The sequence below is a fragment of the Bradyrhizobium sp. USDA 3256 genome (assembly GCF_054058275.1).
Genome location: NZ_JBSSAE010000002.1, coordinates 3,964,218 through 3,975,186, shown reverse-complemented (window position 1 = coordinate 3,975,186; position 10,969 = coordinate 3,964,218). Strand labels below are relative to the sequence as shown.

Below are 10,969 nucleotides of genomic sequence, written 5' to 3'. Positions count from 1 at the left end.
TCTTTCCTTCAGGCAAAAAAGTGCCTTTGCTAGGGTGACTTAGACCGGCTGTTTGGCTCGCGCCGGAGACGACGGAATCCATATGCTCGACTTGGCTATCGTAGGCGGCGGCCCCGGGGGGCTGATGAGCGCCTGGTATTTGAAGCGCAAACTCGGCGACCTCTGCCGCGTTACCATCTTCGAGGCGTCGAACCGCCTCGGCGGCAAAATCGTCACGCGCAAATTCGACACTGCGCCTGCGATGTATGAGGCCGGCGTCGCCGAAATCTATGATTACTCGATGACGGGGCCGGATCCGCTGCGCGAGCTGATCCAGCATTTCGGACTGCAGACGATCCCGATGGATGCCGAGCAGGTGCAGCTCGACGGCGAACTGCTCGCCGACGTTCCCGGCATGCGCCGCAAATACGGGGCGAAGACCGCGGCCGCGATCGAGGCGTTCCGCAAGCGCTGCAGCGACCTGGTGTCGCCGATCGAATATTACGAGGGCGTCGGCGCCCACGACAACGAACACCCGTGGGCCTACAAGACCGCCGAGCAGGTCCTCGACGAGGAGGTCGAGGACGCGACCGCCAAGCGCTTCTTCAAGGTGATGGCGCGTTCCGACATCGCGACCGAGAGCCACAACACCAACGGCCTCAATGCGCTGAAGAACTACGTGATGGACGTCGACGGCTATATCGGCCTGTATTCGATCCAGAACGGCAACGAGCAGCTGATCGATTGTCTGCGCTCGGAAGTCAGCGCCGACATTCAGCTCAACCATCGTGTGCTCAAGGTCGGCAAGACCGCCGGTGGCCGCTACCAGCTCAACATGATGAACGGCAAGGGGCCGGAGGCGCGCGACTTCGATCTCGTGCTGGTCTGCCTGCCGCACTCCTGGCTCGCGACCATGCGCTGGGACGGCGAGCAGCTGCGCAAGTCGATGGTCAAGCACGTCGCCTATTTCGACCGGCCCGCGCATTATTTGCGGGTCTCGATCCTGTTCGACGAGCCGTTCTGGGGCGAGAAGATCCCGGGCGCCTGGTTCATGTCGGAAGCGTTCGGCGGCTGCTGCGTCTACAATGAGGGCGCGCGCCACGATGTCGGCAAGCACGGCGTGCTGAACTGGCTGATCGCGGGCTCGGATGCGCTGGCCTTCGCCAATCTCAGCGACCAGGAGCTGATCGACGCCGCGTTGAAGTCGCTGCCGGCCTCGCTCGGCGATGCGCGCGAGCATTTCCTGGAGGGCAAGATCCATCGCTGGCTATCGTCGGTTAACGCGCTGCCGGGCGGCCTGCCGGTGCGCGACGTCATGACCAACCACCGGCCTGAGCCGAAGGAGCACCCCGGCATCGTGGTGGTCGGCGACTATCTGTTCGATTCGACGCTGAACGGACTGCTCGATTCCTCCGATGCCGCGACCGACATCATCCTCACCGAGATGATGCGGCTGCGCCGCGCCCGCGCGCAGGACGAGGGCGCGCTGTCCGACAAGATCGATCGCAGCTATTTCGACAATTATCGCGGCGCCGGGCCCTACAGCGAGGTCTGGCGCAACTTCACCGACCCGGCCTATCTGACGGACCTGATCAAGACGGTCTGGGGCAGGGCGAAGGGCTACAAGCTGCTGATCGCCGGCTCCGCCAGCGGCGAACTGGTCGGCGCGCTGCGCGAACGTGGCATCGATGCCTGGGGCATCGAGAACAACCGCTACATCCACGGCAAGACGCCGAAGGCGCTCAAGAAGTACAACAAGCTCGGCTCGATCGCCGACATGCCGTTCAAGGCCAACGAGTTCGACTTCGTGTTCGAGACCTCGCTGTGCCATCTCGGCGAGAAGCAGGTCGTGCGCGGGGTGCGCGAGCTCAACCGCGTGGTCAAGACCGGCGTCGTGTTCGCGTCGGTGACCTCCGACATGGCGCCGGCGGTGATCGATCGCTACGACCTGCTGCGCGGGGTGAAGAAGCTCGGCACCTGGTGGGAGTGGTCGGAATTGTTCTTCGGCAACGGCTTCGACCTGTCGATGCACCGCCGCGACTGCACCGATGCGCTGTGGACATTGACGCTGGCCGCCAACAAGGGGCCGGGGCAGTGGTACGCCGACTCCGACAGCCTGCGCTATTCCTTCTTCGACAAGGTCGAAGCCGACCTCGACGATTAGCGGCACCGACCGGAAGCTCTTGCCGCCAGCCGACCGGCCTCGTGTCAAACAGCTGTCAAACGGCGGCAATGCTGCGCTCCGCGATCTGCGCGAGCGTGCGGCGGCGCGTCGGCCGTTCCAAACGCTTTGCCGAATTCGTCATGATCGCATAGGATTACGGCCGCAGTGTCATCAGCTGCGGTTTCGATTTGCGGTCATGCCGGCCGTGGAGCATCGGTTGGTTTATGGCGCCAAGACCTCCTGTATCAGACGATCCGACGAGAGCGGCGGCCGACGATCTCGAGCTGAAGAAGAAGCCCGCGTCCGGTCCACCGGCGGCGGCGGCCTCCACAAAGCCGGCCGCGGCGCCGGCTGACGATGAAGAGGAAGACGACGCGGACGACGAGTTCGAGCTCGATGACGACGATGATGACGAGGACCTCGTCGTCTTCACCGCCAAGGAAGCCGCCGGCGCGCTCTCCACGATCTTTGGCTTCGTCAGGCCGATCCTGGCGAACTACAGGAAGCCGTTCGCCTGCGTCGCCTTCGGCGTGCTGGTCGAGACGTTGTTTAACGTCATCATGCCGCTCAGCCTGAAATTCCTGATCGACGACGCCCTCGGCGAGGAAGATTTCGGGGCCCTCTACAAGATCCTCGGCGTGCTCGCGGTGGCTGGCATCGTCACCTCGATCATCGCGGTCTGGTACGAGCGCTGGGATGCGCGGCTCGCCGCCGGCATCATCGCCGACGTGCGGACGCGGCTGTTCGACCATGTCCAGAACCTGCCGTCGGCCTATTTCGCGCGCACCAAGCGCGGCGAGATCCTGTCGCGCTTCTCGATCGATCTGTCGGCGTTCGAGGGCTCGGTCAAGACCTTCGCCAATAGCGCGGCGCTGCCGGGCCTCGAACTGGTCGCGGGCATCATCCTGATGCTGTTCCTGAACTGGCAGCTTGCCGTGGTCGCCTTGCTGGTGTTTCCGATCACCCTGATCGGGCCGCGCATCCTGACGCCGAAGGCGGTGCAGGCCAATTACGAGCAGAAGCAGAACGAGGCCGCGCTGCTCGGAACCGTGCAGGAGAACGTTGCCGCGCAGGCGGTGGTGAAGGCGTTCAATCTGCAGCGCCGGGCGCTCGGCTGGTTCACGATGCGCAACCGCGACGTCCGGGCCAAGGCCGCGTCAGCCATGTTCCTGTCGACCATGGTGGAGCGCACCGTCACCATCGCGGTGCTGCTGCTCCACCTCGTGGTGCTGGCGATCGGCGCCTATCTCGCCACCAAGGGGCAAATCACCGTCGGCACCTTCGTGACCTTCGAGAGCGCGTTCTGGGAGGTGTCGTACAACATCGCCCATCTGATGCATTTCATCCCGGTGTCGATCCAGTCGGCGGCGGCGGTGCGGCACATCCAGGAACTGCTCGACGAGCCGACCCGCGGCGCCGACCGTCCCGGCGCGCCGGATCTGCCGCGCATCACCAACGACATCTCCTTCGATCGCGTCACCTTCCAGTATGAGGGGGCGCAGACGCCGGTGCTCGACAATCTCAGCCTCAAGCTCGATGCCGGCAAAAGCATTGCGATCGTCGGTCCCAGCGGCTCGGGCAAGAGCACGCTGATCAACCTGATCCTGCGGCTCTACGTGCCGGACGAGGGCCGCGTCGCCGTCGACGGCGTCGATATCCGCCGGGTGACGCGCGAGTCGCTGCGGGCCAATATGGCGGTCGTGTTCCAGGAGAACATGCTGTTCAACATGTCGATCCGCGAGAACATCCGGCTCGGCAAGGAAGGCGCGACCGATGCGGAGGTCGAGGACGCTGCCCGCAAGGCCGAGATCCATCGCTACATCATGAGCCTGCCGCAGCGCTACGACACGCCGGTCGGCGAGCGCGGCGATACCCTGTCGGGCGGCCAGCGCCAGCGCATCGCGATCGCGCGCGCGATCATCCGTAACCCGTCCGTGCTGCTGCTCGACGAGGCGACTTCGGCGCTCGACCAGACCACAGAGGCTGCGATCAATCGCACGCTGCTCAAGGTCGCCGAGGGCCGCACCATGATCTGGTCGACGCATCGCCTGACTTCGGTGGTCGAGATGGACGAGATCATCGTGATCTCCGGTGGCAGGGCGATCGAACGCGGCTCGCACGAGGAGCTGCTGGCCCGCAATGGCGTCTATCGCAAGCTGTGGGACGACCAGGGACATCTGACTCACGACGAGGACGCCGACGACGCGGATGATGACGATGATGAAGATGAGGACGAAGACGAGGATGAGGAGGCGTAAGGCCCGCGTCGCGTCGCGGGCGATGGCCGAGCGCTAGATTCTACTTTTCGCCCGGTCCGCGGCGTGCGGACGCTGCCGGAAGTGGTTGGCCGGCTGCGTCGGTGACGCCGCCGCCGCGGGGTTGTGCAGCCGGCGCAGCCAGCCGCGGCCGAGATAGCCGAAAAAGCGTGCCCAGCGCTGGGCCTGCCAGGTGGGCCCGTTGCCGACCGACACCTCGCGGAAGCTGAATGCCTTGCCATTCGACCAGGCGTCGCAGGCGGTCTTGACCGGATCGTCGTAGAACGCGGTGATCTTCTCCTCGCCCATGCCGTCGGTCGACAGCCAGGCCGGGATGTGGACGTTGCAGAGCTGGGCGACGTCGGTGAACACCTTGTCGGTCCCGGTGCCGGTGACGGGGCAGGTGCTGGCGAAGGCATCGCCGACCAGCACGATGCCGGCCTGCCGATAGCCGGTGCTGACATAGATGTCGGCGGGCCTGATCTTGATATCGCCGGCGATGTCGAATTCGCCGGTGAGCCGGCGCAGCCGCGGCAGCGCGGCGTTCAGCGTCTCGACCGGATTGCGCCGCATCGCCCGCAGCCAGGGATCGTCGGCCTTGCGATAGGTGAAGAGGTTGGCGCGCATCCGGTTTCCGACCGGAAACAGCGTGATGTAGGGGATGCGGTCGCTCGGCCGCTCCGAGAAATAGGTCATGGCCGCGAACGGGAAGGCGGGGCGGCCGACGGGGACGAAATCGAAGCCGAGCGAGATCGAGTGGCAGAAGCTCGTGACCAGCCGCTCGATGCCGAGCATCCGGCGCAACCCGACGTTCAGGCCGTTGGCAAGCACCACAAGGCGCGCCGAGATCTCCTCGCCATTGGCAAGCACGAGCCGCTGCCGCTCGGAACTGGTCGCGACATTGATCACCTTGTCGCAGATGAATTCCGCCGGCCCGGCGATTTCGTTCCGAATCGCCGCGATCAGCGCGTCGTACATGATGCCGTATTGCCGGCTCGGCTGCCGGTCAAGCAACCGGCCGAATCGCGCGATCCAGTTCTCGCCGTCCAGCGTCGCCGAGCGGAGCACCGACTCTGCTAGGCCGGTCCTGGCGAATCGCTCGAGCTGGAGGTCGCCGCCGATCTTTTCGACCCGGAAATCGAACGGATAGACCCGGTGGGGGTCGATCAGGACCGTCGGTATCCCGGCACGGCCGAGCATGGCGGCTGCGGTCGAGCCCGCAAGACCGCCGCCGATGATCGCGATGTCGGTGTACCGCATGAGAATTCCGTGGCTGTGACCCTGATTTTTGCGCTGCGAATGGCAAATAAAGGCTTAGTTTCGAGGTTTGCCTTCGGGACGAACTTGGGGAGAGTTGTTTCTATACGTATTTTACCCGGATATAATATGATTCCGCACGCGCCCGAAGATTCGGATGAGGGCGCGGGGAGGTTGGTCGGCCGTCACATTTCGCCTTGCCCGAACCGCGGCGAAATGCGAAATCCGCAAGTGCCAGAGGCGTTTCTTTGCTTGTCGTTTTGCTTGACTTCACTATCTCTCGATTATACAAGGCGCCCACTTAACGACAGGCGGTGAGCTACGCCAGCGTCGGAACGGAACACCCGAAGGCCCTTTTTGAGGAGCCGGACGGGCACCAACCTCGACGAATGCCGCTCAAACGCTGTCGATGATAGCTAGGCAATGCCAGGACGATATTGGTTCTCTTGAGCACGTCCTCTTGAGAGTGATTTCGGATGCATGACCTCGGTGGCGGACCGAACAGCGAACGCTGAACGGTTCGGGATCGCGGTCCTCTGTGGCGTCGAAGCGCTTTCCGCTCAGCGATGAGTGGTTGGCGCGATTTCGCTTTGCGCGGGTATTTGTCCCGTGCCGAGCGGGCCGTACGGGACGGCTTTTCCCGAGAAGAATTGGCGGACCGATTCAAGGTTTCGCGCGAACTAAAGGGTGAAGGCTACATGCCGACGATCAACCAGCTGATCGCAAATCCGCGTGAAGTGCAGAAGTCGCGTAAGAAGGTGCCGGCGCTGCAGCAGTCGCCGCAGAAGCGCGGCGTGTGCACGCGCGTCTACACCACGACCCCGAAGAAGCCGAACTCGGCGCTTCGTAAGGTCGCCAAGGTGCGCCTTACCAACGGCTTCGAGGTGATCGGCTACATCCCGGGTGAGGGCCATAACCTGCAGGAGCACTCGGTGGTCATGATCCGCGGCGGCCGCGTCAAGGACTTGCCCGGTGTGCGCTACCACATCCTCCGCGGCGTGCTGGATACCCAGGGCGTCAAGAACCGTAAGCAGCGTCGTTCGAAGTACGGCGCGAAGCGTCCGAAGTAAGCGGGAACCGATCAGATGTCGCGTCGCCATTCTGCCGAGAAGCGTGAAGTTCTTCCGGATCCGAAGTTCGGGAACATCATCATTACGAAGTTCATGAACTCGGTGATGTACGCCGGGAAGAAGTCGGTTGCCGAAAACATCGTCTACGGTGCGCTCGGCATGATCGAGGCCAAGACCAAGCAGAACCCGCTCGGCGTGTTCGAGCAGGCGCTCGAGAACGTGATGCCGACCATCGAGGTTCGTTCCCGCCGCGTCGGCGGTGCGACCTACCAGGTTCCGGTCGAAGTCCGTTCGGTGCGCCGTCAGGCGCTCGGCATCCGCTGGCTGATCTCGGCCGCTCGCGAGCGCAACGAGAAGACCATGACGGAGCGTCTCTCGGCTGAGCTGCTCGACGCCTCGAACAATCGCGGCAACGCCGTCAAGAAGCGTGAAGACGTGCACCGGATGGCGGAAGCCAACCGCGCGTTCTCGCACTATCGCTGGTAAGGCGAACAACGGAATTTAAGGAACAGTCTCATGCCCCGCCAACATGCCATCGAGGACTACCGCAACTTCGGTATCATGGCGCATATCGACGCCGGCAAGACCACGACCACCGAGCGCATCCTTTATTACACCGGCAAGAGCCACAAGATCGGCGAAGTGCACGAAGGTGCCGCGACGATGGACTGGATGGAGCAGGAGCAGGAGCGTGGCATCACGATCACCTCGGCTGCGACCACCGCGTTCTGGAACGGCAAGCGCCTGAACATCATCGACACCCCCGGCCACGTCGACTTCACCATCGAGGTCGAGCGTTCGCTGCGCGTGCTCGACGGCGCCGTTTGCGTTCTCGACTCCAACCAGGGCGTCGAGCCGCAGACCGAGACCGTGTGGCGCCAGGGCGACAAGTACAAGGTTCCGCGCATCGTCTTCGCCAACAAGATGGACAAGACCGGCGCCGACTTCTTCAAGTGCCTGTCCGACATCGTCGACCGCCTCGGCGCGAAGCCGATCGCGATCCAGCTGCCGATCGGTGCCGAGAGCAACTTCAAGGGTCTCGTCGACCTCGTGAAGATGAAGGGCGTCATCTGGAACGATGAATCGCTCGGCGCCAAGTTCGACTATGTCGACATTCCGGAAGATCTGGTCGAGCAGGCCAAGGAATATCGCGAGAAGATGGTGGAAGCCGCCGTCGAACTCGACGACGACGCTTTGGCTGCCTTCCTCGACGGCAAGGAGCCGGACGAGGCGACCCTGAAGCGTCTGATCCGCAAGGCCGTGCTGACCGGCGCGTTCTATCCCGTCCTGTGCGGCTCCGCGTTCAAGAACAAGGGCGTGCAGCCGCTGCTCGACGCCGTCGTCGACTATCTGCCGTCGCCGATCGACGTGCCCGCGATCAAGGGCACCGACGATGAGGGCAACGAAGTCGTGCGCAAGGCGGACGACAAGGAGCCGCTGGCGCTGCTCGCGTTCAAGATCATGGACGACCCCTTCGTCGGCACCATCACCTTCTGCCGCATCTATTCTGGCATCCTGCAGTCGGGCACCGGCGTGGTGAACTCGACCCGCGAGAAGAAGGAGCGTATCGGCCGCATGCTGCTGATGCATGCGAACAACCGCGAAGACATCAAGGAAGCCTATGCCGGCGACATCGTCGCACTGGCTGGCCTGAAGGAAGCGCGCACCGGTGACACGCTGTGCGATCCCGACAAGCCGGTGATCCTTGAGAAGATGGAATTCCCGGAGCCGGTGATCGAGATCGCGATCGAGCCGAAGTCGAAGGCCGACCAGGAAAAGCTCGGCGTGGCGCTTGCCAAGCTTGCCGCGGAAGATCCGTCGTTCCGCGTGTCGACCGACCAGGAGTCCGGCCAGACCATTCTCAAGGGCATGGGCGAACTGCATCTCGACATCAAGGTCGACATTCTCAAGCGCACCTACAAGGTCGACGCCAACATCGGCGCGCCGCAGGTGGCGTTCCGCGAGCGCGTGACCAAGAAGGCCGAAGTCAAGTACACGCACAAGAAGCAGACCGGCGGTACCGGTCAGTTCGCCGAAGTGTCGATCGTCGTCGAGCCGAACGAGCCCGGCAAGGGCTATGAGTTCGAATCGAAGATCGTCGGCGGCGCGGTGCCGAAGGAATACATCCCCGGCGTCGAAAAGGGCCTCAACAGCGTGATGGGCTCCGGTGTCGTTGCCGGCTTCCCGGTGGTGGACGTCAAGGTGCAGCTGGTCGACGGCAAGTATCACGACGTCGACTCGTCGGCACTGGCGTTCGAAATCGCGTCGCGGGCTGCGTTCCGCGAAGCGTTGACGAAGGGCAAGTCCGTTCTGCTCGAGCCGATCATGAAGGTCGAGGTGGTGACCCCGGAAGACTACACCGGTTCGGTCATCGGCGACCTGAATTCCCGGCGTGGCCAGATCCAGGGCCAAGACATGCGCGGCAACGCCAACGTCATCAACGCGATGGTGCCGCTCATGAACATGTTCGGTTACGTGAACAACCTGCGCTCGATGAGCCAGGGTCGCGCGACCTTCACCATGCAGTTCGATCACTACGCCGAAGCTCCGGCGAACGTGTCGGCTGAAGTCCAGAAGAAGTTTGCCTGATTGTCGTTGATGGCAGTCAACGATTGAACGGAGAGTCAAATGGCCAAAGCTAAATTCGAACGTAACAAGCCCCACTGCAACATCGGCACCATCGGTCACGTCGACCATGGCAAGACCTCGCTGACCGCAGCGATCACCAAGGTGCTCGCAGAAACCGGCGGCGCGACGTTCACCGCCTACGACCAGATCGACAAGGCGCCGGAAGAGAAGGCCCGCGGCATCACGATCTCGACCGCGCACGTCGAGTACGAGACGACCAACCGCCACTACGCCCACGTCGACTGCCCCGGCCACGCCGACTACGTGAAGAACATGATCACCGGCGCTGCCCAGATGGACGGCGCGATCCTGGTCGTGTCGGCTGCTGACGGCCCGATGCCGCAGACCCGCGAGCACATCCTGCTCGCCCGCCAGGTCGGCGTGCCCGCGCTCGTCGTGTTCCTCAACAAGTGCGACATGGTCGACGATCCGGAGTTGCTCGAGCTCGTCGAGCTCGAAGTCCGCGAGCTGCTCTCGAAGTACGAATTCCCGGGCGACAAGATCCCGATCATCAAGGGCTCGGCGCTCGCCGCCCTCGAAGACAAGGACAAGAAGCTCGGCCACGACGCCATCCTCGAGCTGATGCGCAATGTCGACGAATACATCCCGCAGCCGGAGCGTCCGATCGACCAGCCGTTCCTGATGCCGGTTGAAGACGTGTTCTCGATCTCGGGCCGCGGCACCGTCGTCACCGGCCGTGTCGAGCGCGGCGTGATCAAGGTCGGCGAGGAAATCGAAATCGTCGGTATCCGCGACACCCAGAAGACCATCGTCACCGGCGTCGAAATGTTCCGCAAGCTGCTCGATCAGGGCCAGGCCGGCGACAACATCGGTGCGCTGCTCCGCGGCACCAAGCGCGAGGAAGTCGAGCGTGGCCAGGTGCTGTGCAAGCCCGGTTCGGTCAAGCCGCACACCAAGTTCAAGGCTGAGGCTTACATCCTCACCAAGGAAGAGGGCGGTCGCCACACCCCGTTCTTCACCAACTACCGTCCGCAGTTCTACTTCCGCACCACCGACGTGACCGGTGTCGTGCACCTGCCGGAAGGCACCGAGATGGTGATGCCGGGCGACAACATCGCGATGGAGGTGCACCTGATCGTGCCGATCGCGATGGAAGAGAAGCTGCGCTTCGCGATCCGCGAAGGTGGCCGCACCGTCGGCGCCGGCGTCGTCGCCGCGATCATCGAGTAACTACGCGAATAGGGAATGGCGAGTAGCGAGTGGGTCACTCCATTCGCTATTCGCTACTCGCCACTCACTAAAGAAAGAATACGGCAATGAACGGCCAAAATATTCGCATCCGTCTCAAGGCGTTCGACCATCGAATCCTCGATACGTCGACCCGCGAGATCGTGAACACGGCGAAGCGCACCGGTGCGCAGGTTCGCGGACCGATTCCGCTGCCGACCCGCATCGAGAAGTTCACCGTCAACCGTTCGCCGCACGTTGACAAGAAGAGCCGCGAGCAATTCGAGATGCGCACCCATAAGCGCCTTCTCGACATTGTCGACCCGACCCCGCAGACCGTCGATGCGCTGATGAAGCTCGACCTGGCCGCCGGTGTCGACGTCGAGATCAAGCTCTAAGGTTTTGGATTTTTACGTCCGCCGCTTGCG

8 protein-coding genes are annotated in these 10,969 nt (G+C 63.3%); 7 read left to right on the top strand and 1 reads right to left on the bottom strand.

Features of this window, described 5'->3' with window-relative positions:
- The first annotated feature begins 82 nt into the window (after nucleotides 1-82).
- Both ACVWY5_RS20575 and ACVWY5_RS20570 read left to right on the top strand, forming a co-directional pair.
- Nucleotides 83-2,143 carry an FAD-dependent oxidoreductase gene (locus ACVWY5_RS20575; RefSeq protein ID WP_028335456.1) on the top strand — a complete coding sequence of 687 codons (2,061 nt, stop codon included), beginning with the start codon at nucleotides 83-85 and terminating at the stop codon, nucleotides 2,141-2,143.
- 224 nt (nucleotides 2,144-2,367) lie between these two features.
- On the top strand, nucleotides 2,368-4,401 hold the full coding sequence (locus ACVWY5_RS20570; protein WP_028335457.1) for an ABC transporter ATP-binding protein: 2,034 nt from the start codon (nucleotides 2,368-2,370) through the stop codon (nucleotides 4,399-4,401).
- Between the two features lie 33 nt (nucleotides 4,402-4,434).
- On the opposite strand, the gene ACVWY5_RS20565 is transcribed toward ACVWY5_RS20570, so the two are convergent.
- Complete coding sequence (locus tag ACVWY5_RS20565; protein ID WP_038377666.1) at nucleotides 4,435-5,658, bottom strand: FAD-dependent oxidoreductase; 1,224 nt, start codon at nucleotides 5,656-5,658, stop codon at nucleotides 4,435-4,437.
- Between the two features lie 695 nt (nucleotides 5,659-6,353).
- Between ACVWY5_RS20565 and rpsL the strand changes: the two genes are divergently transcribed.
- The 5 genes from rpsL (at nucleotide 6,354) to rpsJ (ending at nucleotide 10,939) form a co-directional block, all read left to right on the top strand.
- Nucleotides 6,354-6,725, top strand: coding sequence for a 30S ribosomal protein S12 (gene rpsL, locus ACVWY5_RS20560; RefSeq protein ID WP_006611834.1), 372 nt, complete (start codon nucleotides 6,354-6,356; stop codon nucleotides 6,723-6,725).
- Nucleotides 6,726-6,740: 15 nt separating this feature from the next.
- Nucleotides 6,741-7,211 (top strand): 30S ribosomal protein S7, encoded by a 471-nt coding sequence (gene rpsG, locus ACVWY5_RS20555; protein ID WP_016843741.1) that lies wholly within the window; start codon nucleotides 6,741-6,743, stop codon nucleotides 7,209-7,211.
- A gap of 30 nt (nucleotides 7,212-7,241) precedes the next feature.
- Nucleotides 7,242-9,314 carry an elongation factor G gene (gene fusA, locus ACVWY5_RS20550; protein ID WP_028352166.1) on the top strand — a complete coding sequence of 691 codons (2,073 nt, stop codon included), beginning with the start codon at nucleotides 7,242-7,244 and terminating at the stop codon, nucleotides 9,312-9,314.
- A gap of 39 nt (nucleotides 9,315-9,353) precedes the next feature.
- Nucleotides 9,354-10,544 (top strand): elongation factor Tu, encoded by a 1,191-nt coding sequence (gene tuf / locus ACVWY5_RS20545; protein ID WP_018272140.1) that lies wholly within the window; start codon nucleotides 9,354-9,356, stop codon nucleotides 10,542-10,544.
- Nucleotides 10,545-10,630: 86 nt separating this feature from the next.
- The gene (gene rpsJ, locus ACVWY5_RS20540) at nucleotides 10,631-10,939 is read left to right on the top strand and encodes a 30S ribosomal protein S10 (protein ID WP_002712302.1); all 309 of its coding nucleotides are present in this window, start codon (nucleotides 10,631-10,633) and stop codon (nucleotides 10,937-10,939) included.
- Nucleotides 10,940-10,969: the final 30 nt, after the last annotated feature.